The sequence below is a fragment of the Acetobacter ascendens genome (assembly GCF_001766235.1).
Lineage (GTDB): Bacteria > Pseudomonadota > Alphaproteobacteria > Acetobacterales > Acetobacteraceae > Acetobacter > Acetobacter ascendens.
Genome location: NZ_CP015164.1, coordinates 2,508,617 through 2,533,691, shown reverse-complemented (window position 1 = coordinate 2,533,691; position 25,075 = coordinate 2,508,617). Strand labels below are relative to the sequence as shown.

23 protein-coding genes are annotated in these 25,075 nt (G+C 53.0%); 10 read left to right on the top strand and 13 right to left on the bottom strand.

All coding sequences use genetic code 11. The features are described 5' to 3' along the window. Window positions 1–2: 2 nt before the first annotated feature. Window positions 3–1,547: a glucan biosynthesis protein gene (locus tag A4S02_RS12430; protein WP_070323960.1), complete on the bottom strand. Its 1,545-nt coding sequence runs from the start codon at window positions 1,545–1,547 to the stop codon at window positions 3–5. Window positions 1,548–1,613: 66 nt separating this feature from the next. Continuing rightward, the gene (locus A4S02_RS12425) at window positions 1,614–1,979 is read right to left on the bottom strand and encodes a winged helix-turn-helix domain-containing protein (protein ID WP_019089015.1); all 366 of its coding nucleotides are present in this window, start codon (window positions 1,977–1,979) and stop codon (window positions 1,614–1,616) included. A gap of 69 nt (window positions 1,980–2,048) precedes the next feature. Between A4S02_RS12425 and A4S02_RS12420 the strand changes: the two genes are divergently transcribed. Beyond that, on the top strand, window positions 2,049–2,561 hold the full coding sequence (locus A4S02_RS12420) for a GNAT family N-acetyltransferase (RefSeq protein ID WP_070323959.1): 513 nt from the start codon (window positions 2,049–2,051) through the stop codon (window positions 2,559–2,561). Between the two features lie 6 nt (window positions 2,562–2,567). On the opposite strand, the gene recA is transcribed toward A4S02_RS12420, so the two are convergent. Both recA and A4S02_RS12410 read right to left on the bottom strand, forming a co-directional pair. Continuing rightward, on the bottom strand, window positions 2,568–3,593 hold the full coding sequence (recA, locus tag A4S02_RS12415; RefSeq protein WP_322852839.1) for a recombinase RecA: 1,026 nt from the start codon (window positions 3,591–3,593) through the stop codon (window positions 2,568–2,570). 261 nt (window positions 3,594–3,854) lie between these two features. Then, window positions 3,855–5,309 carry a gamma-glutamyltransferase gene (locus A4S02_RS12410; RefSeq protein WP_070323957.1) on the bottom strand — a complete coding sequence of 485 codons (1,455 nt, stop codon included), beginning with the start codon at window positions 5,307–5,309 and terminating at the stop codon, window positions 3,855–3,857. 47 nt (window positions 5,310–5,356) lie between these two features. Here A4S02_RS12410 and A4S02_RS12405 point away from each other — a divergent pair, with 47 nt between their 5' ends. Continuing rightward, window positions 5,357–6,235, top strand: coding sequence for a DsbA family protein (locus A4S02_RS12405; RefSeq protein ID WP_070323956.1), 879 nt, complete (start codon window positions 5,357–5,359; stop codon window positions 6,233–6,235). 52 nt (window positions 6,236–6,287) lie between these two features. On the opposite strand, the gene hemA is transcribed toward A4S02_RS12405, so the two are convergent. Next, entirely contained in the window at window positions 6,288–7,595 is a 1,308-nt protein-coding gene (hemA, locus tag A4S02_RS12400) for a 5-aminolevulinate synthase (RefSeq protein ID WP_019089019.1), read from the bottom strand. A 60-nt stretch (window positions 7,596–7,655) separates the two neighbouring features. Further along, entirely contained in the window at window positions 7,656–8,132 is a 477-nt protein-coding gene (locus A4S02_RS12395) for a hypothetical protein (protein ID WP_019089020.1), read from the bottom strand. A 157-nt stretch (window positions 8,133–8,289) separates the two neighbouring features. Between A4S02_RS12395 and A4S02_RS12390 the strand changes: the two genes are divergently transcribed. The 3 genes from A4S02_RS12390 to A4S02_RS12380 are packed head-to-tail and all read left to right on the top strand — an operon-like array spanning window position 8,290 to window position 12,519. Next, a complete protein-coding gene (locus A4S02_RS12390) occupies window positions 8,290–10,221 on the top strand; it encodes a transketolase-like TK C-terminal-containing protein (RefSeq protein WP_070323955.1) in 1,932 nt (643 codons plus the stop codon). 52 nt (window positions 10,222–10,273) lie between these two features. Next, window positions 10,274–11,296 carry a type I glyceraldehyde-3-phosphate dehydrogenase gene (gene gap, locus A4S02_RS12385; protein WP_019089022.1) on the top strand — a complete coding sequence of 341 codons (1,023 nt, stop codon included), beginning with the start codon at window positions 10,274–10,276 and terminating at the stop codon, window positions 11,294–11,296. Further along, on the top strand, window positions 11,296–12,519 hold the full coding sequence (locus A4S02_RS12380) for a phosphoglycerate kinase (protein ID WP_019089023.1): 1,224 nt from the start codon (window positions 11,296–11,298) through the stop codon (window positions 12,517–12,519). The genes gap and A4S02_RS12380 overlap by 1 nt, the downstream gene beginning before the upstream one ends. A gap of 89 nt (window positions 12,520–12,608) precedes the next feature. Here the strand turns inward: A4S02_RS12380 and A4S02_RS12375 are convergent, their stop codons facing one another. From A4S02_RS12375 to A4S02_RS12345, 7 genes are all read right to left on the bottom strand, one after another. Beyond that, window positions 12,609–13,502, bottom strand: a complete 894-nt coding sequence (locus A4S02_RS12375; RefSeq protein WP_070323954.1) for a DMT family transporter — start codon at window positions 13,500–13,502, stop codon at window positions 12,609–12,611. Window positions 13,503–13,563: 61 nt separating this feature from the next. Continuing rightward, a complete protein-coding gene (locus tag A4S02_RS12370; protein ID WP_070323953.1) occupies window positions 13,564–14,226 on the bottom strand; it encodes a tyrosine-protein phosphatase in 663 nt (220 codons plus the stop codon). A gap of 177 nt (window positions 14,227–14,403) precedes the next feature. Further along, on the bottom strand, window positions 14,404–15,186 hold the full coding sequence (locus tag A4S02_RS12365) for a succinate dehydrogenase iron-sulfur subunit (RefSeq protein ID WP_006116624.1): 783 nt from the start codon (window positions 15,184–15,186) through the stop codon (window positions 14,404–14,406). Window positions 15,187–15,222: 36 nt separating this feature from the next. Next, entirely contained in the window at window positions 15,223–17,034 is a 1,812-nt protein-coding gene (gene sdhA / locus A4S02_RS12360; RefSeq protein ID WP_070323952.1) for a succinate dehydrogenase flavoprotein subunit, read from the bottom strand. Between the two features lie 116 nt (window positions 17,035–17,150). After that, complete coding sequence (sdhD, locus tag A4S02_RS12355; RefSeq protein ID WP_019089027.1) at window positions 17,151–17,564, bottom strand: succinate dehydrogenase, hydrophobic membrane anchor protein; 414 nt, start codon at window positions 17,562–17,564, stop codon at window positions 17,151–17,153. A 1-nt stretch (window position 17,565) separates the two neighbouring features. Further along, window positions 17,566–18,039: a succinate dehydrogenase, cytochrome b556 subunit gene (gene sdhC, locus A4S02_RS12350; RefSeq protein ID WP_012812271.1), complete on the bottom strand. Its 474-nt coding sequence runs from the start codon at window positions 18,037–18,039 to the stop codon at window positions 17,566–17,568. Between the two features lie 136 nt (window positions 18,040–18,175). Further along, window positions 18,176–19,198 (bottom strand): aspartate-semialdehyde dehydrogenase, encoded by a 1,023-nt coding sequence (locus A4S02_RS12345; protein WP_003624937.1) that lies wholly within the window; start codon window positions 19,196–19,198, stop codon window positions 18,176–18,178. Window positions 19,199–19,603: 405 nt separating this feature from the next. Between A4S02_RS12345 and A4S02_RS12340 the strand changes: the two genes are divergently transcribed. The 5 genes from A4S02_RS12340 to A4S02_RS12320 all read left to right on the top strand — a co-directional run bounded on the left by A4S02_RS12340 (window position 19,604) and on the right by A4S02_RS12320 (window position 25,029). After that, window positions 19,604–20,755, top strand: a complete 1,152-nt coding sequence (locus tag A4S02_RS12340) for an NAD(P) transhydrogenase subunit alpha (RefSeq protein WP_070323951.1) — start codon at window positions 19,604–19,606, stop codon at window positions 20,753–20,755. After that, window positions 20,752–21,078 (top strand): NAD(P) transhydrogenase subunit alpha, encoded by a 327-nt coding sequence (locus A4S02_RS12335; RefSeq protein ID WP_070323950.1) that lies wholly within the window; start codon window positions 20,752–20,754, stop codon window positions 21,076–21,078. Before A4S02_RS12340 ends, A4S02_RS12335 begins: the two co-directional genes overlap by 4 nt. Next, window positions 21,079–22,494, top strand: coding sequence for an NAD(P)(+) transhydrogenase (Re/Si-specific) subunit beta (locus A4S02_RS12330; RefSeq protein ID WP_070323949.1), 1,416 nt, complete (start codon window positions 21,079–21,081; stop codon window positions 22,492–22,494). Between the two features lie 75 nt (window positions 22,495–22,569). Then, window positions 22,570–23,598 carry an alcohol dehydrogenase AdhP gene (adhP, locus tag A4S02_RS12325; protein ID WP_070323948.1) on the top strand — a complete coding sequence of 343 codons (1,029 nt, stop codon included), beginning with the start codon at window positions 22,570–22,572 and terminating at the stop codon, window positions 23,596–23,598. A gap of 39 nt (window positions 23,599–23,637) precedes the next feature. After that, complete coding sequence (locus A4S02_RS12320; RefSeq protein ID WP_070323947.1) at window positions 23,638–25,029, top strand: NAD-dependent succinate-semialdehyde dehydrogenase; 1,392 nt, start codon at window positions 23,638–23,640, stop codon at window positions 25,027–25,029. The last annotated feature ends 46 nt before the right edge of the window (window positions 25,030–25,075 follow it).

The window sequence follows — 25,075 nt, the reverse complement described above, 5'->3', positions numbered from 1 at the left end:
GTTTACGGCGTCCATCGGTACAGCCACTGTTCAGATACTGGCCCTGCATCCGTTTCCAACGCACAGCTTAGATCTGCCACCTTGGCATCACCCGGCACAAACTCAAATGTTGTACGCCAACCGTTGATTTCCGGATTTGGCTCTACAACAACATTGCGAATTGTGCCCGCAGATGCTTGGGGAGAAACGTGAAAATGCGTGTCCTTTGGCAGATGCTCAAAAGGTGCCCCCACAAAATCTATGGCAAAGAAGCGTGCGGTCTTATCATCCACCACAGCACCAACACGTGTGGCTCCAATACGCGCCAGTGGGGTGGGGAAAGGCGCATCCCATCCCCAGTACATGCGATAGGTGAAGCTATATTCCTTGCCTGCCTGCAAGGGTTCCTTAGGCCGCCAGAAGGCAACAATATTATCGTTTACTTCATTAGGTGTAGGAATTTCCACCAGATCTACCCAGCCGGAACCCCAATCTCCAATGGGCTCAATCCACAGGGAGGGGCGCTTTTCATAATGTAAGGACAGGTCTTCATAATCATGAAAAGAACGTCTGCGCTGCATCAGGCCGAAACCGCGCGGAGAGGTATCGGAAAACGTTGAAAACTGGAGATCAAGCGGGTTGCGCAATGGGCGATAAAGCTGTTGGTCTGCCCCTGTCCACATTTGCAAGGCTTCGCTATCATGTGCCGCGGGGCGCCAATCATCAATGTGGTTGCGATCATTCCCATCAAAATAGAACATGCCCGTAAGTGGCGCGATGCCAGATTGTTCTATTTTGGTACGTGGGAATAATGTGGATAGCACATCAAAAACCGTGCTCTCACCAGGACGGATGGTGAAACGAAAAGCCCCTGTAAGAGATGGGCTATCTAGCAGTGCATGTATAACAACAGACTGCACGCCTGGCTGAGGCTTCTCCAACCAGAAGGCACGGAAAAGGGCAAATTCCTCGCCTTTAGGGTCACCCGTGCCATCGGCAAAGCCGCGTGCTGAAAGCCCATAAATCTGATCTTTCCCCACTGCACGGAAATACGATGCCCCAAGAAAAACACAGAACTCTTCAATCACACCGGGGGTATTAATAGGGGCACGCAGGCGCAAACCTGCAAAACCCAGATTATCATCTACCCGCAAAGAAGGATCTGCATACGTAAACAAGTCTGGAGAGTAAGGGACAGCAGCAGCCTGCCCATTTTGCACTTCGTAAATTTCGATCCGCGGCTTGTATAAAAAACCACGCGGATAAAATTCCACATCAAAACCCAAATTATCGCCGGTCCATAAAGCACGGTCTGGACGGTAGGCAATGCTCCGGAACTGATCAAAGTTCAGATTTGAGAGTGCCTTTGGTAAGGTCTGATCTGGTCCCTTGTAAGGTCCATTTGCCAACCTGCGAGCAATCTGCGCAACTGTGTTATCATCAAATGCACCTGTAGCACTTACCAGCCCTTCGGCATGTGCCCGCCCAATGGCACCTCCTACCAGCGAAGCCAGAGTAGCACCTGCCCCTGCCTTGATTACATCACGTCGCTGCACATTTGCTGACACGTCTGTCTCCCGCTCTTTTGCTAAATTTTATGGGATGGTTTTTTCATTGTTCTGAATAGCCCCATCTCATTCTGGTGAGGTTTTTTGTGGGCAAGCAGACAATAAACTTTCCAGTTCCGCTATATCGGAACGGGCTGCCTGTGCAGCCTTATCTTCAATCTGACGGTACAGTGTAACAACAGTTTTGCCTGTGGGCGTTAGAAACGCTCCACCGCCACCACCGGGCCGCGTGATAACCAGAGGTTCCTTAAAAAGCTGGTTCAGATTATCTACCAACAGCCATGTACGACGGTAAGACATGCCCATGGCACGCCCTGCCGCTGAAATGGAGCCTGTTTCTTCCAACTTTTCCAGAAGATGTATCTTACCGTGCCCCAACGCAGGCTTACCATCTGCATCCAGCCGCAATGTCAGTCTTACTCGTGCCGTCATGCCTACCCACTTTTCCAGTTACCAGCCTTTGAGTTGAATAACTGTATAAGGAAAAAACGGAAATTCTATATGACTCCCAGCGCAGATACCACTTGGCGTTCCATGACACCAGATGATCTTGCCGGTGTTATGACATTAACTGCCCGCGCTCATCCTGATTACATGGAAGATCTAGCCGTTTTTGAAGAACGCCTAAAACTTGCACCTGATGGCTGCTTTTCTCTTGTGCGGGATAAAGAAGTACTTGGCTACTTGATAAGCCATCCGTGGCAAGGCCTTGTTTCCCCACCATTAAATACATTACTGCATGCTCTGCCTGATAAAGCAGATAGCTGGTACATTCATGATCTTGCCCTTTCCCCAACAGTACGGGGCCGGGGGTTTGCGCAGCAGGCTTTGTTATTAGCCGAGCACATTGCGCGCAAGCATAAGCTGCATCTTCTTTTACTAACATCCACCCGCCATGCTATTGGCTTTTGGCAAAAAGCTGGCTTTACGGATGCACCTACCAACAAAGCAGAACAGGCGGTGCTGGCATCTTATGATGCACAAGCCCGCCTGCTCTACCGCGCTATAAGCTAAAGAACTTTAGTCACCTTCATGGTGTTCTGGCGCCACCATCATGGCCTCTGCAACAACGCCTGCGTGTTCACGCACGCGGCGTTCGATATCCGCAGCCATTTCTGGATGGTCACGCAGGAACTGTTTGGCATTTTCACGCCCCTGCCCAATACGCTGGCTATCGTATGAAAACCATGAGCCAGATTTTTCAACAACGCCGGCTTTTACGCCAAGGTCAATCAGTTCGCCCACCTTACTGATACCTTCACCGTACATGATATCAAACTCTACCTGACGGAAAGGCGGCGCCATCTTGTTTTTAACAACTTTTACGCGCGTCTGGTTACCTGTTGCCTCATCCTTATCTTTAATGGACCCAATGCGGCGAATATCCATACGTACGGAAGAATAGAACTTCAGGGCGTTACCACCTGTAGTTGTTTCCGGGTTGCCAAACATCACGCCAATTTTCAGGCGGATCTGGTTCAGGAAGATCATCAGAGTATTGGAGCGCGCCACCGTGCCCGTAAGCTTACGCAGGGCCTGGCTCATCAAACGCGCATGAAGGCCAACATGGCTATCGCCCATATCCCCTTCCAATTCTGCGCGCGGCACCAGTGCTGCAACACTATCTACCACCAGCACATCAATAGCACCGGATCGTACAAGTGTATCTGCAATTTCCAGCGCCTGTTCACCAGCATCTGGCTGGCTGATCAGCAGGTTATCTACGTCCACACCCAGTTTTTTGGCATAACCGGGGTCCAGCGCGTGCTCGGCATCAATAAAAGCACTGGTACCACCACGTTTTTGTGCTTCTGCAATGGCATGCAACGCAAGTGTGGTTTTACCAGAGCTTTCTGGCCCGTAAATTTCTACCACACGGCCACGGGGCAACCCGCCAATTCCGAGCGCAATATCCAGCCCAAGGGAACCAGTAGGAATAACATCTGCCTCTACTTTGGGCCGCTGCCCCAAGCGCATGACAGAACCTTTGCCAAAAGCACGTTCAATCTGTCCCAGCGCGCCTTCCAGAGCCTTTGCCTTATCCATTTTTACCATTCCCTTCCTGTGGGCCGGACTGCCAGATGTACGTAAGGCCCTTAAATGTGCATAACGCACCATACACGAAAGATTATGCGTTCAATTTCTGCCATAAAGCCCCTGCGGCAGCAACGAATGTACCGGGGAACCACTTTATAGAAACTGTTTGCTAATGTTGCGATCTCTGTCTGTTCTATTAAGAACAAATTGGCAACTTTTCAAGATGGCAGTATGAGATTCATTTGCCATCTTTTAAGATTCTGAAAATTATCAGCTCTTTTTCCCATGATCAGAAGAAAGAGCCAGTCCGAACCCTCTGGGGTCAGTCCAACCAAAGCATTTGCTGCCATCCCCCGGTAAACCGGCTGGGCAAGACACAAAATTGGCACGTCCCACACCGTTGGTAACCTGTGGACGGCTACCGGCTATTGCAGCCTGCAACGCAACTGCCGCTGTATCCGCAGCCACATTTTGCCCAGATGCCGTAGCCGCAGCCTGAAACTGGTTACCACGATGCGCAATAGCAACTGGTAGCAGAGGCAAAGGTTTCCGCACGGGGGAAGCCCCCAGCATAATGCCTGTGGAGCCTGCAATACGCCCGGTGCCAAACAGATTGTTCATGGTGAACGCACAACTGACAGATTCACCCTGTCTATCCGTCACCACAAAAGAGGTAGAAGCAGGTAGAGCCGGCAGAACAGATCCAGCGGGAATATGGCCAGAATTCAGAAGAGCCTGTGCATCCGCAATACTGGTAGCTGCTCCTTTTGCACCCTGCCGGGCACGCCAACCAGATACAGCCGTTTCCGCCCTTACGCGGCCACCATTTTGCCCAACATTGGAAAGGTACGCCGCAGCCATACCGAACCCACCATCTGCAGGTGGTGACAGAAAGCTGATATCAATACCATCAACACGTGCCGTTAGCGGCTGCGCCGCCACGGGAACAGCCGCGCGTAAATCCAATGTTGTAAGTCCAGCACCGGCAGCACGTGCGGCATCAGCAAATGTCTGGCCCAGCGCACCGGCATAAAGATCGCCCACACCAGCAATGCGCATCCGCTCCAGCGCACCTGCCAGACGTGTCTGCACCATCACGTCATCCGCTACCAGCACGTTACCGTTGGCATTCCCAAAAATGGCCCGGGTTTTTTCATCTGCCAGCAAAGGAGCCTGCACAGCAGCAAGGTCTGATGCCAACAACCCACCTACCGGCATCCCACGGGAAGCCAGATTACGAGCGGGCAACAACAGATCAGCAAAATCCACACTCCCGTAGCGCAGCTGCATTAAATACAGCCCACGCGCCAGCATGGGAGCAGAAGCGGGACGATCAGCACCGGCATCATTCAACCCGGCTCTGGGCAGAAATACAAAAGCTTGCCCCGCACTATCACCCGGCTTCCATGCCAGACAGGCACCGCCACCGCCTAAAGAGGCTCGGGAAGGCAGCGTAACAGAAAGAGCTAGCCCAAGGGCTGCCGCAGCATCTGCCGCATTGCCTCCTTTGGCCAGAACATCGCGCCCCACCAAAACAGCCTGCGGTTCATCCGCCACAACCTCTCCCACAAATCCTGTTTCCACAGGCTGTGCGATATGGCCGCCAGAACTACAGGCAGGCAAAACAGAAGTAAGCGCAAGAGCCAAAGCCCCCGCGCGCTTGCGAGAACCAGAAAGCACGGTTTTAAACCGCGTAAAACGGGGAATAATAGAACGGGCGGCCACGCCTTGCTTTCTCCACTACTGGGCCCGTCCGGCGGGCAGTCGTCTGGATGGTATCTCTCTGGATTAACCTGCTTTACGGCGGGCAGCAACAGCCCAACCTTGCCGTAATGACCGCACGTGCCATACCATTCCAGTTTATGGACAAGGACACCATGCAGAATCTGAAATCTTTCTTCCGCCTTACAGTGGGCGCTGGCACATTGGCCGCCGCTCTGTTTTGTGCGGACTCCGCGCCAGTACGTGCAGCAGACAGCAGCTTTACACCTGCCCAGCGCGCCGAAATTGTAAACATCACGCGCAACGCCCTGAAAACCGACCCCTCTATTCTGTCGGATGCAATTGCCTCCCTGCAAAACCAAGCCGCAGCACAGAAAAATGCCTCTGCGCTAGACTTGGTACGCCATAACAAACCACTTTTTGGTGGGAGCTCTACTGATGTGGTGCTTGGGAACCCTCAGGGCACCCTAAATGTAGTGGAGTTTTATGACCCTCGCTGCCCCTACTGCCGTAAGGTTCTGGATGATCTAGATGCACTTGTTGCCGCAGAACCAGACCTGAGACTGGTAGAAAAGGTTATTCCTGTTTTAGGGCCAAACAGCACACTGGATGCACAAGCCATTATGGCCGCTGGCTTGCAGGGCAAATACATTCCGTTCCAGAAAATCCTGATGGCGGATTCTTCTGCACCCGGGATGGATCGAATCCGGAATGCTGCACGTCAGGCAGGGCTGGATACAGACAAGCTGGTGAAGGACATGAAAAGCTCAGCCGTCACTACAGCACTGGCAAAAAATGTTGCTCTGGCGCGCTCCATCAATCTGGAAGGAACGCCCACCTTCATTATTGGAGATCAGGCCATTATCCCCGGCGCAGTTTCTCTATCCGAACTCAAAGCCGCTGTGGAAAAGCTAAAAAGCAGCCACTAAAACCTGTTACGGCGGGGGTAGGCTTTTGCCTCCCCCGCCGTAATGGCTTTTCTTATGCAGCCGAACAGGCTGCCTGACGGGCTGGCATAACGCCTTCTTCGCGCAGCAACACACTCAATGCATTAATCAGATCATCCATCATCTCATCCGTGTGAAACGGCCCCGGTGTAAGACGCAGGCGCTCCGTACCCTGCGGCACAGTCGGGTAATTGATGGGTGTTGCATAGTGACCATACTCAGTCAGCAAGCGGCGGCAGATACGCTTGCAACGCTCTGCATCCCCAATGGGAATAGGTACAATATGGCTTGGCGTCATGGTGAATGGCACACCCGCAGCCCGCAGACGATGGCGGAATGTATTCACACGCTCAAAAATGGACTCACGCCGCCAATTTTCCGCACGCACCTTGCGCACACTGGCAAGTGCTCCTGCCACAACCGGTGGCGGCAGCGCTGTGGTGAAAATGAAGCCGGAAGCCGTAGAACGCAGGAAATCTACAATTTCAGCAGAAGCCGTAATGTAACCGCCATGCACACCAAAGCCCTTGGCCAGTGTACCTTCGATAATATCAACCTGATCGGCCACACCATCGCGCTGGGAAACACCACCGCCTTCCTGACCGTACAGGCCCACGGCATGCACCTCATCCAGATAGGTTAGTGCATTATATTTACGGGCAAGCGCACAGGTTCCGGCAATATCGGAAATATCACCGTCCATGGAATAAACGCTCTCAAACGCAATCAATTTGGGCGCATCTTTTGGCGCTGCAGCCAGTTTTTCTTCCAGATCTTTTAGGTCATTATGTTCGTAAATGACTGTCTGAGACCCGCGTGCACCTTTAATGCCCGCAATCATGGATGCATGATTCAGCCGGTCTGAAAAACAGATCCAACCTGGCATGGATGTCAGAATGGTTTGCAGGCTGGCCTGGTTGGACACATAGCCAGAAATAAACAGCAGCCCGGCTTCCTTACCGTGTAAGGAAGCCAGTTCTGCTTCCAACTGCGTATGCAGCGGGCTTGTGCCTGCAATATTACGCGTACCGCCTGCGCCAGCTCCGTGTTCCCGAATGGCGGCGATAGCAGCGTCCTGCACCTCCGGCACAACGCCCATGCCCAAATAATCATTTGTTGACCATACAATAACTTCACGCCCTTGCGGCAGATCGCGCACGGCCTCTTCATACAAAGGAAAGCGCTCTGCCTGACGGGCCAATGGCGTAAAGGTTCTGTAACGCCCCTGATGTTTGATCTGATCTAGAGCCTGATGGCAGTGATCATAAAAAGGATGGCGGGCGTTTTTTATCGCTCCCACGCTAACTTTCTCCTCGCTTCTCGTCAGAAACGGTCGGGGCATGGCGCGTACCCATCGGCCGTCTGGCCTGTGTGTTCACACATTTGTGTATATAGTGCTGCCTTAACGCACATACACCCGCACAACTGGTTTCGTCACGGAAGAATCCGGCATAGCGGACATTTCCACCTGTGCTTCCGATGCCCCAGCGTTAATCATTTCTTGCAATACAGCACGACCATCACCCTGCACCAAGTTCATCAGGGAAGATTGTTCCGCATCTGCATTGGCCTGTGGCGGCACCAGACATCTGACAACAAACAGAACATCAGGTTTACGGCTAAGGGCAAGGCGCGTAATCTGATCAACTGGTGCTTCCCACTGCGATGCAGGGGTGCCTGCTGCCAGTTCAATCAATGGCGGCACAGGCGGCGGCCCCGGCGGCGGTGGCGGAATATACGGCTTGGGCGCAACGCCCGCGCTTGGGTTGAAGGTTTTTTGGTCAACCAGCTTGCAGCCTGTCATGCCAACCAGCACACACCCCGCGACAACAACACGGAGAAAAGACCCTTTTTCTGTAACTCGGGAAACGGGCAGCATAACAGGACAGTTCTCCACCAGAACGTGTAATGGCAATTCAACATGGCTTTACAGGGCCATTTCTGTTTCTTTCGCGCTCTCCTGCACCGGGTGCAAGCCCTTTGGGCTTTTTCATACCCTTTTCAGCAGCAAAAATTCGTTCCACACTCTCTTTCCAATGGCACAGGCCACATTCACAGAGCATACATTCGCCCCTTCTGCGGCAGCCCTATCTGCGCAGGATACTGTTGTGCTGCGCCTATGTGCGGCAGCCCGCTTGCTGCTTGGTAGAGCTAGAAATTCTACACATTTGGCGTTGCTTCAAACACTTTGCCTGCCTGTTACGGCACTATGGTGCCGCGTGCTGCGTTTTGATCCAGCACATCCTGATTGGCCCGACCGGGACAGGTTTGTTGTGCCCTCCGCCACCTTGTATCCCTTATTGCAGGGCATGCTGCACCTTAGCGGCACTTATGCGTTTTCCGAGTCCCCCTTGGAATATGGGGTGCATCCGGGCGTAGAAACTGCCCCCGGCCCCGCTGGCCAAGGCATTGCGGCTGCGGCTGGTATGGCGCTTGCAGAACATCTGCTGGCAAAGCGCTATGGGCGTTCATTGGTAAACCACCGCACATGGGTACTGGCGCGTGATGGGGATTTGGCAACCGGCGTTGCCATGGAAGCTGCACAACTTGCCGGGCGTTTTGGGCTGACTCAACTGGCCGTTCTGGTTACCCCTACGCCGGGGGCAGATAGAACCGAATTTGCAAACTCTCTGGCACGTTTCAGCGCATCTGGGTGGAGCATCCGCAAAGTGGATGCATCGCAATTAAGCGCCATTAATGGCGCTCTGGCGGCCACCTTGCGGGCTAAAAAACCAACGCTTATTGCCTGTATGCTGCCTGAAAGCCCACAAACCTTCCGGCCACAACCTTGCCTATCGCCAGAAGAGGAACTTACAGGCCCGTGGAGCCCAACAGCCCGGCGCGGAGCCACAACATACCGTTCATGGCTCAAACGGCTAGCCAGACATCGCCAACGCACCGCTTTTGAGCGTGAAACTGCCAATACATTACCCAGCTTGTTAATGGAGGACTGGAGCAGACTTTGCCGCCGTGCCATGCAGCCCACACATCAGGCTTCCACCCAACAAGCCGCCATTACCAGCCTGCATACGCTTGCGGCCCTTCTCCCGGAACTTACAGTCTTAACGGCTACATCTGCATTACCGCGCACATCTACCGCAGCGCACATCCAACCAGACTGGCCTTGTAATATTCAGGAACATGGCATGGCCGGAATGTTGAATGGCATGTCCTTGCATGGTGGCATTTTGCCCTGTGGCATTGCCAGCATGATTACAGTGGACCGTATGCGTGCAGCGCTACGCATGGCCGCACTGATGCGCCAGAAAATTATCTATCTTTTAACAGATGATGGGCTCGCTCTCAGCCATGATGGAGCAAGCTGGCAACCTGTGGAACAACTTGCCAGCCTACGCGCTATGCCCCATTTGGCCGTTTTTCGGCCAGCAAATGCGCAGGAAGCCTTTGCCTGTTGGGAGGCAGCCATCCGTTGGCAATCTGGGCCGGCTGTTATCATGCTTTGCCCCAACCCGCCCGAACATTCCTATGCTGTGCCTATGCAGGGTTCTGCTGCCCGTGGGGGGTACATTCTGCATGGCAGCAACACGCGGCATGTCACTCTTATGGCGTCTGGTCCTGAAGTTAGCATTGCATTGGAAACACAGCAGCTTTTACGGCAGCACGGCGTACAGGCCGCGGTGGTTTCTATTCCCTGTTGGGAAGTATTTTCTAACCAACCCGAAGCTTACAAAACAGCTATTCTGGGCACAGATGTATTGCGTGTGGGTATTGAAGCTGCATCGGGTTTTGGATGGGAACGCTGGCTGGGCAGCCAAGGATTTTTCGTTGGTATGGATGATTTTGGCGTATCCGCCCCTGCCAACGCGGTGTATGAACGTTTTGGCATTACTGCCGGAGCGATTTGTACGCGGGTTCTAAAACACTTGCGTGCATCCGGCGCCGTAGAAGAAAGGTTCCTTCAGGCGCCCTCACCTACCTCCCGCCAGCAAGAGCGGGAGCCGTTGTAACAATAAGAAGATCGCACAAGATCACAGAACGACAGAACGGAGAAAGAAAACCATGGCAGTCAAAATCGCTATCAATGGCTTCGGACGCATCGGCCGCCTTGTGCTGCGCGGCATTATTGAGAGCGGACGCACCGATGTTGTGCCGGTAGCTATCAATGATCTGGGCAGCGTAGAAGCCAATGCTCATCTGCTAAGCTATGACAGCGTGCATGGTCGCCTGCCTGCCGATATCCGGGTGGATGGCAACAAGATTATTGTCACTTCCAACGGTCGCACATGGGACCCCATTACCGTTTCTGCGGAACGTGATCCCTCCAAGGTGCCTTTCCAGGGCGTTGACGTGGCTATGGAATGCACGGGCCTGTTTACCTCCAAGGAAAAAGCGCAGCCTTTGCTAACGGCTGGCGCCCGTAAGGTAATTGTTTCTGCGCCAGCTACAGATGTGGATGCCACCATTGTTTATGGTGTGAACCAAGATGTGCTGACGCCGGACATGACCGTGATCTCCAACGCCTCCTGCACTACCAACTGTTTGGCCCCAATGGCTAAAGTGCTGGAAGATACCTTTGGAATTGAACGTGGCTACATGGTCACCATTCATTCCTACACGGGTGATCAGCGCACAGTGGATACACTGCACAAGGATCTACGCCGCGCCCGCGCTGCTGGCCTGAACATGATCCCGACCTCCACAGGTGCCGCGCGCGCTGTTGGCTTGGTTCTGCCACAGCTTAAGGGTAAGCTGGATGGTACGGCTATTCGTGTTCCCACCGCTAATGTTTCCATTGTGTCTCTGGACTTCGTGCCCAAAAAGGCACCGACTTCAGTTGAAGAAGTCAACAACGCCATCAAGGCCGTTGTAGACTCCGGCAAAATGAAAAACGCTCTGGCTTATTCTGATGCGCCTCTTGTCAGCTCTGATTTCAACCATGCGCTGGCCTCTTCAACATTCGATGCCACACAGACAGCTTTGGTAGATGGCGGCAAGCTTGTTCGTGTCTGCTCTTGGTACGATAACGAATGGGGCTTCTCCAACCGTATGTCTGATACAGCAGCCCTGTTCGGAAGCTTGTAATGGCGGAACTTCCCTTCAGCACGCTGGATACGCTTGACCCCAAGGGCAAACGTATTCTGCTGCGTGTAGACCTGAACGTACCTATGAAGGACGGGAAGGTTACAGATGAAACACGTATTGAACGTGTTGTGCCCACCATTCGTGAATTGGCTGAAAAAGGCGGGCGGGTTATCCTGCTGAGCCATTTTGACCGGCCAAAAGGCAAGGTGGTGCCTGATCTGTCGCTCCAGCCCATCGCTACAGCTCTGGCTACAGCTTTGGGGCGGCCTGTCAGTTTTGCGCATGATTGCATCGGCCCGGATGCAGAAGCCGCTGCACGCTCTATGCAGGATGGAGACATCCTGTTGCTGGAAAACACGCGTTTCCAGCCGGGTGAAGAAAAGAACGATGCAGGCTTATCCGCTGCTCTTGCCAGCCTTGGCGACGTGTATGTGAACGATGCCTTTTCTGCCGCGCACCGTGCACATGCTTCTACCGCTGGCGTTGCAGCCCATCTGCCATCTTATGGTGGCCGATTGATGCAAGCGGAACTGGAAGCCCTGTACGCTGCGCTAGAAAACCCGGAACGGCCTGTAGGGGCTATTGTGGGCGGTGCAAAAATTTCCACCAAACTTCAGCTGCTTGAAAACATGCTGGCGAAGGTGGACATGCTGGCTATTGGCGGCGCCATGGCCAATACGTTTCTGGCTGCCAAGGGCTTACAGGTTGGCAAATCCCTGATCGAAAAAGACATGCTGGATACAGCACGTACGATTATGGAACAGGCCCAAGCCAAAAACTGCGATCTGGTCCTTCCAGTAGATGTTGTAATTTCGGAAGATTTTATTGCAGGAGCTCCTACACAGGTTGTTCCGGTAACGAGTATTCCTGATGGCTGGATGGCTCTGGACGTTGGCCCAGAAACCGTAAAATTGCTGCAAAGCAAACTGTCTGGTTTGAAAACGCTGGTCTGGAACGGGCCTTTGGGCGTGTTTGAACTGCCACCGTTCGATGAAGGCACTAATGCTGTAGCTCAGGCCGCAGCCCAGCTAACGCAGGAAGGCAAACTGAAAACCGTAGCCGGTGGTGGGGATACTGTTTCCGCCCTCCGTCATGCAGGTGTTCTGCATAAAATGTCTTATGTTTCGACCGCAGGTGGAGCTTTTCTGGAATGGCTGGAAGGGAAGGTACTTCCCGGCCTAACAGCTATCAGCACGACGCTGGAAAAAACCCTGCCAATCTAAGCACGGTTTTATAGGGTTTTAGAACACAACTTTGTTTTAAAACCTGTTCTTGCAAAACCACTCCAGATTTTGTGTCTGGAGTGGTTTTTTTATGCTGTCTTTTCGGTTTTTAACTGTGGGCGTGGGTGCCCATACATTTGCATCAACCCAACGCCAACCATAACAATACATCCACCAATAAGAGTGCGCGCATTTGGCACTTCTCTCACCAATACAAATGCCAGCAAAAGCGTTGTAGTAGAGAGCAAATATAACAGCCCAGAAGAACGAGCGACCCCCACCTGCCCCACGACATGCGCCCAAGCGCCATACCCCAAAATAGACGGGAATACCCCTAACACCCCAACCAACGCCCAAGCTTGCCAACCATTATGCGTACTTACGGCGCTGGGGAGCCACGGTAACAGCAAGCAGGCGCCAATCAGCAAAATATAGGCTGTGGTCACCAGCGCACCGTAGCGCGTTACCAAAGGCCGTTGGAGCAGATAGTAAGTTGCAGAACATAAGGCCGCTGCCAGCATAACTGTGGTGCCAGAACCAAAACCTAGGCCACCGGGTTGGCCGCTGCCAATAATCACCACACCAGTAAAACTGATGAGAGAACCTAGCCACCCCCATCGTGTCAGGCGTTCATTTAAAAACAGAACAGCGGCAATAGCGGCTAAAAAAGGAGCTGTATTCAACAACAGGCTGGCCGCACCAGCAGAAACTGTCTGCTCACCTGTATTGAAAAGAATGTTGTAAAGCGCAATGCCAATGCCGCCACATACCAGAAAGCGTGGAAGATCCTTTAGCCGTGGCAACTGCGGGCGCTTTACACACAACCAACATATAACAAGGCATGCCGCCACCATATAACGGGCGGCAGCTAACGGAACTGGCGCAAAAAACGGAATTGCCAGCCGCACAACAGGATACGCACATGCCCATGAAAGCAGTGCAGCTACAACGGCCAGAACAGGCACAGGTTTATGAGGAACCATGGTGAGATCATGGCCTTATCATCAAAAAGAATTATGGGAGCCGTAATCTTTTTTGCAGCGCCTATTCGCGCCGCAAAACCTGATCTGTCAGAAAAGAAGACAGCTTATTTGCTACAAACTCTTCTTTTAAAGCGTGCTCATCATATTCATTCCGCACCCACTCAAGAAAAGGCATGCGGCCTTCTCCCTCCGCCTGATAATGCAGGAAAAACGCATCCAGAATACCTGTGCGAGAACTCCGGAAATGTCCGTATTTCCAAGATAGTTCCTTAAGCGCCTGTTGGGCAGACCCTCCCTCAAACAACACAACCAACCCAGATGCCAAACCGGCGCGGTCTGCGCCCGATTTACAATGCATCAGTATTGGAAAATCTAGCTTTTGGTACATATCTGCAAAACGTAGAATTCTGTCCTTATGGGGCGCACCACGGCTTTCAAACGCCATATCTACATGGTGCAAACCAAGGCCGCGTGCAGCATTGCGGGAAAGAGCATCAGACCCGCATTTTCTATGCCCACGTAAGTTCACCAATGTACGCAAGCCCAACCGCTCCATGGCTCTTTTCAAACGCGCTGGAGTTGGGTGATTACACCGATATACTTTGCCTGGAATAACCGCGTGGAAGTTGGTCCACATCAGGCGAAAAATGGCGTGATCTACAAACAGGCTGTCAGTCCAGGCCCGCGCACGGCCAGATGATGAAGAAAGATGGCCGTCAAACACGAAAAACCTCACTACCAAACAGATCGTCTTCTAGCAGGCTTCATGTTTCACCTTCCTCCGCTGCCGTCAATGCAGAAGGCCGGGAAGATGGGCTATCTTCGCTTAGGTTACAAAAAACCCGGCAGGGCAAAGCCATACCGGGTTTTTTGTAAGTCTACTACCTGGAAACGCGAAAAATCAGACTTTGCGTTCCAGTTGCAGCTCCTTGATACGCCCAATAGCCTTGGCCGGGTTCAGACCCTTCGGGCATGTCTGGGTGCAGTTCATAATCGTACGGCACGCATACAGCTTGAAGGTATCTTCCAACCCATCCAAACGGTCACCTGTATGTTCATCACGGCTATCGGCAATCCACCGATACGCTGCCAGAAGAACGGCTGGGCCTAAATACTTGTCACCATTCCACCAATAGGATGGGCAAGACGTTGTGCAGCAGAAGCACAGAATGCATTCCCACATCCCGTCCAGCTTGGCACGCTCCTCAATGCTCTGTTTCCGTTCGGAATCTGGCGGAGGAGCACTGTCTGCCTGCATCCAAGGCTGGATGGAGCGCAACTGCGCATAAGCACCATCCAGATTGGACACCAGATCTTTTACAATTGGCATATGCGGCAGCGGATAGATGCGCACATCGCCTTTGATGTCCTTGATGGGTTTCAGGCACGCAAGCGTGTTTTCCCCATCAATATTCATGGCGCAGGACCCACAAATCCCTTCACGGCAGGAGCGTCGGAATGTCAGTGTGGGGTCCACTTCGTTCTTGATGTGGATGATGGCATCCAGCACCATTGGCCCGATGGTATCCAGATCAAGTTCGTAGCTATCAATAACCGGATTTTTGTCATCATCCGGGGTCCAGCGGTAAATCCGGAATGTTCTGACATTTTTTGCACCGGCTGGTGCGGGAAAGGTTTTACCTTTCCCGATCGTGCTATTGCGCGGCAGTCTGAGTTCAACCATGTTCGCCTCCCTTTATCGCCCGTTCGTTCCGATAAATCAGTAAACGCGCTTTTTGGGTGGGAAGACCTGCACATCATCGGTCAGGGTCTTCATATGCACCGGACGGTAGGTCAGCTTCACGCCGCCCTTGTCATCCAGCCACGATACGGAATGCTTGAGCCATTCCTTGTCATCACGGTTAGGATAATCATCCCGCGCGTGTGCCCCACGGCTTTCATGCCGCGCTAGGCCGCTTTCCAGCGTGACAGTGGCGTTTGCCAGCAGGTTTTCAAACTCCAGCGCTTCCATCAGATCGCTGTTCCAGATCAGGGAGGAATCTGCCACAGAGATATCGCTCACGCCGGTCCAGATATCGCGAATCTTGTCCACGCCTTCCTGCAGGCTTTCCTGCGTACGGAACACAGCAGCATGTGTTTGCATATCGCGCTGCAAACGCTCACGCAGGGCAGAAACCTTGGTGCCACCCTTGGCGTAACGCAGCCGGTCCAGCCGATCCAGCGCAGCTTCACCAGCACCAGCAGGTAGCGGACGGGTAAAGTCTGTTGGCTTCACCACTTCCGCAGCACGACGGGAGGCAGCACGGCCAAACACGATAAGATCCAGCAGAGAGTTTGTGCCCAGACGGTTTGCACCATGCACGGAAACACAAGCCGCTTCACCCACAGCCATCAAGCCCGGCACAACTGCATCCGGGTTATCCGGAGTTGGGCGCACCACTTCACCATGAATATTGGTGGGAATACCACCCATATTATAATGCACGGTTGGCAGAACCGGCACGGGCTCCTTGGTCACGTCCACACCGGCAAAGATGCGTGCCGTTTCAATAATACCCGGCAAACGCTGGTGCAGAAGATCAGACCCAAGGTGCTCAAGGTGCATCATGATGTGGTCTTTTTTCGGACCACAGCCACGGCCTTCCTTGATCTCGATTGTCATGGCGCGAGAAACCACATCGCGCGAGGCCAGATCCTTGGCTGTTGGCGCATAACGCTCCATAAAGCGTTCGCCTTCGGAGTTGGTCAGATAACCACCTTCACCACGGCAGCCTTCTGTCAGCAGGCAGCCTGCTGGATAGATGCCGGTGGGGTGGAACTGCACAAATTCCATATCCTGCGTAGGAATACCCGCACGCATGGCCATACCGTTACCATCACCCGTACAGGTATGGGCAGAGGTGCAGGACTGGTACGCACGGCCATAACCGCCGGTAGCCAGCACAACCATCTTGGCGTTGAAACGATGGATTGTGCCATCATCCTGGCACCAGGCCATCACGCCACGGCATTCACCTTCCTCATCCATGATGAGATCAATGGCAAAATATTCGACAAAAAATTCAACATTGTGCTTGAGGCACTGCTGATACAGCGTGTGCAAAATGGCATGGCCGGTACGGTCAGCCGCAGCACAGGCACGTGGCACAGGCGCCTTGCCATAATCGCTCATATGCCCACCAAAGGGGCGCTGATAAATCTTGCCATCTTCCGTGCGGGAGAACGGCACACCAAAGTGTTCCAGTTCGCGCACAGCAGGCACGGCCTCACGGCACATAAATTCAATGGCGTCCTGATCGCCCAGCCAGTCAGACCCCTTTACGGTGTCATACATGTGCCAGCGCCAGTTATCTTCGGCCATGTTACCCAGAGAAGCCCCGATGCCCCCCTGTGCAGCCACAGTATGGCTACGTGTTGGGAAAACCTTGGTAACGCATGCGGTGCTTAGCCCTGCGGCGCCCATTCCCAACGTTGCACGCAGGCCCGAACCACCTGCTCCCACAACCACAACATCATAAGCGTGATCAACAATTCGGTAAGCTCCCCGTAACGGAGAGGTATTGGCGTTCATCGTGACGGCGCTCCCATTGCGTTCGGCCTGTCAGTCTTTTCAGGTTCGTGCCACAGCGCTTCAGGCTTTGGGGCGCTGGCGGCACAGGCTCTTGATTCTATAAGGCGGTGCCCGGCTTATTTGGCAGTGCTACCGCGCACAAACAGCTTGATAACGGCAATTACGCCCAGCAGCCCCAACAAGGAGGTGCCGATTTTAACAAGCAGCCGGGTAGGCAGATGCGCCTTGCCATGCACGTAATCATCCACAATGACCTGCAGCCCAAGCTGAGCATGGTAGAAAGTGGTGATGATCAGGGCAATCAGCATGGTCGCGTTTACGGGCTTGCCGCCCCACTTCACCACTTCTGCATGATCTGCGCCGCCAAGGCGGAACATCTGCACCACAAACCACGTTGAAAGTGGAAGCAGAGAAGCTGCCGTTACACGTTCGGCCCACCAATGGCCTACACCGGAATGCCCGGCCCCAAGCCCGCGTGCCCGCCCAAGCTGGGAGCGCATGACTTCAATATGAGGAGCAGAAGCATTCATGTCAGGACACCTTTCCTGCTTTGGCGCGGCTGCGTTTGCGACAAATGGAAACAGCCAGAAGGCCAGCCGCCAGAACAGTGCTGACACCAGCGGTAACACCCACGGCTACCGGGCCATCCTTGTTAACTTCCTTTTTGTCGTACCGGTAACCGCTATCCCAGATCAGATGGCGAATACCGCCAACCGTGTGGTAAATAACAGATGCCAGCCAACCAAGTAGCACAAGCTGCCCAAGCGGGTTGCCCGTAACCTTACGCGCTGTAGCAAAGGCTTTTGGCCCTTTGGCCGCAGCCCCAAGCCAGAACACACCCAGTGTTGCACCTGCTGTTGCGATAACGCCCGTAATACGGTTCATAATGGAAAGAACCATGGAAAGGCGATAACGGTAGACCTGTAAATGCGGCGACATGGGCCGCTGAATAAGTCTGCCGTCACTTCGGCTCCCTACATAGAGGGCCTTGCGGATATCCTGCATTGTCTGCCTCGTACCCCGTCTCTATCCCGTAGCGCCGGCTGGATCCGGCGTTTGCATCGTTTTTGTCCTACGCCCCACCCCTCTGGCCGGTCAATTCAACAGACCAACACGAGGCCGAGAGGGGCGGGATTCTCACTCAACCGTGTCTGGGCAGGAGATCGAGAGCAATCATGGTTTCGGCAATCTGCACCGCGTTCAAAGCCGCACCTTTCCGCAGATTATCGGACACACACCAAAATGCGAGACCATTGGGAACTGTTGGATCGACACGAAGGCGTGAAACGTAGGTTGCATCTTCACCCACCGAGTCAATCGGAGTCACGTAGCCACCATCTTCACGCTTATCCAGCACCACAACGCCTTCTGCTTCACGCAGGGCTTCGTAGGCGCGCTTGATGTCAACGGGTTCTTCAAACTCAGCCACAACAGATTCAGAGTGACCAATAAACACGGGCACACGCACACAGGTGGCAATCACGTCTACATCCGGGTCGAGAATTTTCTTTGTCTCGACTCGCATCTTCCATTCTTCTTTGGTCGCGCCATCATCCATAAACACATCAATCTGCGGAATGCAGTTGAAGGCGATCTGCTTCTGGAACTGCTCAATCTTGGGTGGGTCATTCACAAAGGTGCCGCGTGTCTGGGCGAACAGTTCATCCATGCCATCCTTACCTGCACCGGAAACCGCCTGGTAGGTGGACACCACAACCCGCTTGAGGGTGAACAGATCATGCAGCGGCTTAAGTGCCACTACCATCTGAATGGTAGAGCAGTTGGGGTTGGCAATAATGTTGCGCTTGATCTGCTTAAGGGCGTTCGGGTTTACTTCTGGCACCACCAGCGGCACATCCGGATCCATACGGAAGTGAGAGGTGTTGTCGATCACCACGCAGCCTGCCTTGGCTGCAATGGGTGCATATTTTGCAGACACAGAGCCACCGGGAGAAAACAGTCCAACGTCCCATCCGGTGAAATCAAATGTTTCAAGGTTCTGCACTTTCAGAACCTGATCTCCGAACGAAACTTCCCGCCCGGCAGAACGCGGCGAGGCCAGAGCCACAATTTCATCAACCGGAAATTCCCGCTCCGCCAGTGTTTTGAGGATTTCACGCCCCACGGCTCCAGTCGCGCCTACAACAGCAACCCGATATCCCATAATCCACCTGCTTTTGATCTTGTATATATGTCGGCCATATATATGGCCTGATGGCGGCAGACCCTAGACCATTACGCAACCAAATGGAATTGCCTGCCACGGGCAGCTGCCCCGGTGATTGCACGCCCCGCGGCTTTTTTCTGCACACCCCAAAACATTGATACCCACCCGAAACAGAAACCCACTGCCATGGTGAGCCGTTTAAGCGCACGACATACGGAACAAGGGGCAGGCCAGCGCTAAACAAAAATACAATAAATTACTTGAACACTATGACTATATTTTTTGATACACATCATTGCAGCCTCCCTGCGCGCCGTAGTATCATGACTTTTGTGCCTCAGGCAGGATGCAAAACCTGTTCTGACCTTTGCCCAACTTTTACAACAGAGTTTGGAACAGACCGTGACACTTAAAATTGCAATTCTGAAGGAAACGGCAGCCGATGAAAGACGGGTTGCCATGATTCCATCAGTCGCCCAACGCATTGCCAAACTTGGAGCCTCACTGGTTCTGGAACAGGGCGGAGGGGCCGCTGCAACCTATACGGATGCAGCATACACCCAGGCTGGCGTCACCACAGAAGCGGATCAGCAGAAACTTCTGGGAGATGCAGATATTGTGTTGGCTGTGCAGCCACCCAGCGTGGATACGGTGAAAAAAATGAAGCCCGGCAGCCTGCTGGTATCTTTCATTTACGCCAAAACACAGCCCGATCTGGTCAAAGCTTTGCGCGATGGCAAGATTACCACATTTGCCATGGAGCTTATTCCGCGCATCAGCCGGGCACAGGCCATGGATGCGCTTTCCAGCCAGGCAGCCTTGGCCGGGTATTACGCACCTCTGCTGGGCTGCGTGCATATGCAGAAAATTCTGCCCATGATGACAACTGCCGTTGGCTCGCTCCGAGCTGCACGTGTGTTGGTAATGGGGTTGGGTGTTGCCGGCTTGCAGGCTTTGGCAACAGCGCATCGACTTGGCGCTGTGTGCGAAGGCTATGATGTGCGCCCCGAAACCAAGGAAGAAGCTGAATCCGTTGGTGCGCGCTTTGTAGATACCGGCGTGGATGCCCGAGGCGCTGGTGGCTACGCCCGTGAACTGACACCTGAAGAAAAAACAAAAGTGCGTGCTGCACTCAGCCAACATATTGCACAGGCTGATCTGATTATCACCACAGCAGCCGTTCCCGGCAAACATGCACCACGCCTGATTGATGCAGACCAGTTGGCCGCCATGAAGGAAGGCTCTGTTGTAGTAGATATGGGCGCCCCCAATGGTGGAAACTGTGAAGGCACAAAAGCCGGAGAAATTATTAAAGTTGGGCCGGTAACATTGGTGGGACCAACCAACCTTCCATCCTGCCTGGCTGCACAGGCGAGTGAGCTTTATGCCAAGAATATTTACAATCTTTTAGAACAGGTCGTGCATGACGGCGCGCTAAAACCTGATTTTACGGATGATGTCATTAAAGGCACCACCCTTACGCATGATGGCGCAATAACCAATGATGCCATCAAACAGTTTATCGAAAGCGCTCCGGTGGAGAAAGCATCATGATTACCGCAACATCCATGACCTTTATTATCGCTTTATACATTTTCATGCTGGCGGCCTTTACCGGGTATGTGGTGATCAGCCGCGTGCCATCCATTCTGCATACGCCCCTGATGTCTGGCTCCAACTTTATCCACGGTATTGTGGTTGTTGGTGCTTTGGATGCGTTGTTTAATGCAACCAGCATTTCCGGACAGATTATTGGTTTTATTGGGGTTTTTCTAGGCGCAGGCAACGTAATGGGTGGCTATGTGGTAACAGACCGTATGCTTGCCATGTTCCGGCCCAGCCAAAAACCGGTCCCCGCCAAGAAGGAACAGCAATAAATGTTTATTGAATACATTGTGGGCCTAAGTGGCCTTATTGCTGCCGGCCTGTTTATTTACGGGCTGAAAGCCATGTCCTCCCCCGTTACGGCTGTATCTGGTATTGTTACAGCCGGTTACGGTATGATATTTGTTATTACAGCAACTTTTCTAAATTTATTTAACGTAACAGAAGCCGCAAAACCGCACCTTCTGGTAAATCTGGTACTGGCTGTATTGGCTCTGGTTCTGGGTTGCGCATGGGCTGGTTGGCGTGGCCGTACTGTGCAAATGACAGCCATGCCGCAGATGGTTGCAATTTTTAACGGTATGGGCGGTGGTTCTGCTGCATGCTTGGCGGCTGTAGAACTTTTAAGCGATGATCCAACATCCCCCCTGCACCTCACCATTACCGTTTTGGGTGCGCTTATCGGGTGTATTTCACTTACCGGTTCCATTATCGCATGGGCCAAGCTGGACGGGCGGATGAAAAAGCCTGTTCGCTTTGGTGGTCAGCGCATTTTCAATGCCGGGGTGTTTCTTATTGCTCTGGTGTTGGGCGCACTTACGGTCATGCAGTATGCCACACCGATGGGGGAACTCCCGCGGGATCTGTTCTTCCTGGCGGCTTTGCTATTTGGCGTGTGCATGACACTGCCTATCGGTGGCGCCGATATGCCGGTCGTTATTTCGCTCTACAACGCATTTACCGGGCTGGCTGTTGGGCTTGAAGGGTATGTGATGAACAACCCCGCCCTGATGATTGCAGGCATGGTTGTAGGGTCTGCTGGCACGTTGCTTACTGTGCTGATGGCCAAGGCCATGAACCGCTCACTCACCAACGTGTTGTTTAGCAACTTTGGTGATAGCACCAGCAGCGCCAAAGGCCCGCAAGGTGAAATGCATTCTGTTGATCCAGCAGATGCTGCCACCACCATGCGTTATGCATCTAGCGTGATCATTATTCCCGGTTACGGGCTGGCCGTGGCACAGGCACAACAGAAACTTTACGAATTTGTCAAAATTCTTGTTGCCGATGGTGTAGATGTTAAGTTTGCCATCCACCCCGTTGCTGGCCGTATGCCTGGACATATGAACGTTCTGCTGGCCGAAGCTGGCGTGCCATATGACATGATTTATGACATGGATGACATAAATGATAGTTTCGCCACAACGGATGTTGCGCTGGTTATTGGCGCGAACGATGTGGTGAACCCAGAAGCCCTGACCGATAAATCCTCTCCCATTTATGGCATGCCTATTTTGAATGCTTACAAGGCGCATCAGGTCTTTGTCATTAAACGTGGTACAGGCGTTGGATATTCTGGCGTGCAGAATCCGCTCTTCTTCCAGAAGAACTGCACAATGGTATTTGGAGATGCACAGGCCGTGCTTTCCAAAATGGTTGAAGCTGTCAAAAGTCTTGGCGGCTCCTGAGCATGACAAGGGCGAGGCTTACCCCTCGCCCTTTTTTATTTCTCATATCTGTTTGTAAAATGAAGGAAGCATAACATGTCCGGAAAAATGAAAGCCGCTGTGGTTCATGAATTTGGCAAACCACTGACCATTGAAGAACTGGACATTCCCACCATTAAACCCACCCAGATTTTGGTTAGAATGATTGCCTGCGGCGTGTGCCATACAGATTTGCATGCAGCCAGCGGAGACTGGCCCAAAAAACCACATCTACCATTTATTCCCGGCCATGAAGGCGTTGGCACGGTTGTACAGGTTGGCAGCGAAGTGGACTGGGTGAAGGAAGGCGATGTTGTTGGTGTGCCTTGGCTGTATTCTGCCTGCGGCCATTGTGAACATTGCCTGGCAGGGTGGGAAACTCTTTGCCCAAAGCAGGAAGAAACTGGCTATTCCGTAAACGGCTGCTTTGCCGAATACGTGGTAGCAGACCCTAACTACATTGCTCATCTTCCCAAAGGCGTAGACCCCGTAAAAGTTGCTCCTGTACTGTGCGCAGGCCTGACCGTTTATAAAGGCCTGAAAATGACAGACACGCGGGCAGGGAACTGGGTTGCCATTTCCGGCGTTGGGGGGTTAGGCCAGATGGCTGTGCAGTACGCCGTAGCAATGGGGCTGAATGTTGTGGCGGTAGATATTGATGATGAAAAACTGGCAACCGCCAAAAAGCTTGGTGCAACGTACACTGTTAACGCCAGAAATACAGATCCGGCAGCATTTATGCAGGAAAAAGTTGGTGGCGTACACGGTGGATTGATCACCGCTGTTTCCACCAAAGCATTTTCTCAGGCTATGGGTTATGTGCGGGCAGGGGGCACTTTGGTGCTAAATGGGCTGCCGCCGGGTGATTTCCCAATTTCTATCTTTGACATGGTCATGAATGCCATTACCATTCGCGGCTCCATAGTAGGCACACGGCTGGACATGATTGAAGCTCTTTCCTTCTTTGCGGAAGGGAAGGTAACATCTGTCACCACAACGGATCGGATTGATAACATCAACGCAATTTTTGATGCGCTCAAGAACGGTCGGGTGGAAGGCCGCGTGGTTCTGGACTTCCGCAACTGAGCAACTCCTAATCTCAGAAACAAAAGAAGGGTTATTCTGATGGCTTATGCAACAATCAATCCCTTCACCGAAGAGCAGGTGAAGACATTCCCCACCGCCACAGATGCGGAAATTGAAACAGCGGTTGGCAAGGCTGATGCCGCTTTCCAGAAATGGAAAAACTTCTCCCATGCGGATCGTGCACGCATTCTGCAGAAAGCAGCTGATTTGCTGCGCGAAAATCTGGATGAGTATTCCAAGCTGCTGACCCTTGAAATGGGCAAGCGCTTTGCTGAAGCTCAGGCAGAAACGGAACTGTCCGCCGCTATTTTCGAATACTACGCCAAGAACGCTGAAAAGCTGCTGCAGCCGCAGGATCTGCCCGTAGCAGACCCGCAGGAAGGTCGCGCCAAACTGGTGTATGAACCGCAGGGAATCATTGTTGCGATCGAACCTTGGAACTTCCCGTTCTATCAGGTTGCCCGCATTATCTCTCCTCAGCTTTCCGCTGGTAACACGGTTATTCTGAAGCACGCCTCCAACGTGCCGCAGTGTGCTGCCGCCATGGAAAAACTGATGCTGGACGCCGGGCTGCCAGAAGGTGGCTTTATCAACCTGTATCTGTCCCACTCACAGCTTGCCACGGTTATTCAGGACCCACGCGTACGCGGTGTTGCCCTTACGGGCTCTGAAGGCGCAGGTGCCAAAATTGCGGCTACAGCCGGTGGCGCACTTAAAAAGTGCACCATGGAACTGGGTGGCTCCGATGCGCTGATCGTGCTGAACGATGCAGACATTGAAAAAGCCGCCAAATGGGCTGTTTTTGGCCGCCACTGGAACGGCGGGCAGGTGTGCGTTAACGCCAAGCGCATGATTGTGGAAGACGGTGTTTACGACAAGTTTGTAGAGCTGTACCGCAAAGGCGTAAGCGCCCTGCGTATGGGTGATCCGATGGACCCCAACACCACCATGCCGCCTCTTTCTTCCCGCGGGGCTGTGGAAGACCTGAAAAAGCAGGTTTCTGAAGCTGTGGCACACGGAGCAAAAGCAGAAGAAGTTCCGCTGGAAATGCCCAACAAAGGCTGTTTCTTCCGCCCTGTTATTCTGACAGATCTGGATGAAAGTAACCCGGCACGCCGTTGGGAATTCTTTGGCCCGGTTACCATGCTGTTCCGCGCGAAAGACGCAGACCATGCTGTAGAAATCGCCAATGATTCCCCATACGGCCTGGGTGGTTCCATCTTCTCTCAGAACGAAGAAAAAGCTGCTGAACTGGCCCGTAAGATGGACACCGGCATGGTGTACATCAACCACCCGACAATGGTGAAAGCTGACCTGCCGTTTGGTGGTGTGAAGCGTTCTGGCTTTGGCCATGAACTGATTGACCTTGGTCTGAAAGAATTCGTCAACACCAAGTTGATCGATATTGTGGACATTGACGCACCGTTCTAATAGGCGCGGTTCAATCCAACAAAAAAGGCGGAGGGAAATTCCCCTC

What these genes read in the sequence shown, in the direction of transcription:
- A4S02_RS12425 (WP_019089015.1), bottom strand. Translation starts at nt 1,979, where the DNA reads ATGACGGCACGAGTAAGACTGACATTGCGGCTGGATGCAGATGGTAAG.
- A4S02_RS12420 (WP_070323959.1), top strand. Translation starts at nt 2,049, where the DNA reads ATGACTCCCAGCGCAGATACCACTTGGCGTTCCATGACACCAGATGAT.
- recA (WP_322852839.1), bottom strand. Translation starts at nt 3,593, where the DNA reads ATGGATAAGGCAAAGGCTCTGGAAGGCGCGCTGGGACAGATTGAACGT.
- A4S02_RS12405 (WP_070323956.1), top strand. Translation starts at nt 5,357, where the DNA reads ATGGTATCTCTCTGGATTAACCTGCTTTACGGCGGGCAGCAACAGCCC.
- hemA (WP_019089019.1), bottom strand. Translation starts at nt 7,595, where the DNA reads ATGCCCCGACCGTTTCTGACGAGAAGCGAGGAGAAAGTTAGCGTGGGA.
- A4S02_RS12395 (WP_019089020.1), bottom strand. Translation starts at nt 8,132, where the DNA reads ATGCTGCCCGTTTCCCGAGTTACAGAAAAAGGGTCTTTTCTCCGTGTT.
- A4S02_RS12390 (WP_070323955.1), top strand. Translation starts at nt 8,290, where the DNA reads ATGGCACAGGCCACATTCACAGAGCATACATTCGCCCCTTCTGCGGCA.
- gap (WP_019089022.1), top strand. Translation starts at nt 10,274, where the DNA reads ATGGCAGTCAAAATCGCTATCAATGGCTTCGGACGCATCGGCCGCCTT.
- A4S02_RS12380 (WP_019089023.1), top strand. Translation starts at nt 11,296, where the DNA reads ATGGCGGAACTTCCCTTCAGCACGCTGGATACGCTTGACCCCAAGGGC.
- A4S02_RS12375 (WP_070323954.1), bottom strand. Translation starts at nt 13,502, where the DNA reads ATGGTTCCTCATAAACCTGTGCCTGTTCTGGCCGTTGTAGCTGCACTG.
- A4S02_RS12365 (WP_006116624.1), bottom strand. Translation starts at nt 15,186, where the DNA reads ATGGTTGAACTCAGACTGCCGCGCAATAGCACGATCGGGAAAGGTAAA.
- sdhA (WP_070323952.1), bottom strand. Translation starts at nt 17,034, where the DNA reads ATGAACGCCAATACCTCTCCGTTACGGGGAGCTTACCGAATTGTTGAT.
- sdhD (WP_019089027.1), bottom strand. Translation starts at nt 17,564, where the DNA reads ATGAATGCTTCTGCTCCTCATATTGAAGTCATGCGCTCCCAGCTTGGG.
- sdhC (WP_012812271.1), bottom strand. Translation starts at nt 18,039, where the DNA reads ATGCAGGATATCCGCAAGGCCCTCTATGTAGGGAGCCGAAGTGACGGC.
- A4S02_RS12345 (WP_003624937.1), bottom strand. Translation starts at nt 19,198, where the DNA reads ATGGGATATCGGGTTGCTGTTGTAGGCGCGACTGGAGCCGTGGGGCGT.
- A4S02_RS12335 (WP_070323950.1), top strand. Translation starts at nt 20,752, where the DNA reads ATGATTACCGCAACATCCATGACCTTTATTATCGCTTTATACATTTTC.
- A4S02_RS12330 (WP_070323949.1), top strand. Translation starts at nt 21,079, where the DNA reads ATGTTTATTGAATACATTGTGGGCCTAAGTGGCCTTATTGCTGCCGGC.
- adhP (WP_070323948.1), top strand. Translation starts at nt 22,570, where the DNA reads ATGTCCGGAAAAATGAAAGCCGCTGTGGTTCATGAATTTGGCAAACCA.
- A4S02_RS12320 (WP_070323947.1), top strand. Translation starts at nt 23,638, where the DNA reads ATGGCTTATGCAACAATCAATCCCTTCACCGAAGAGCAGGTGAAGACA.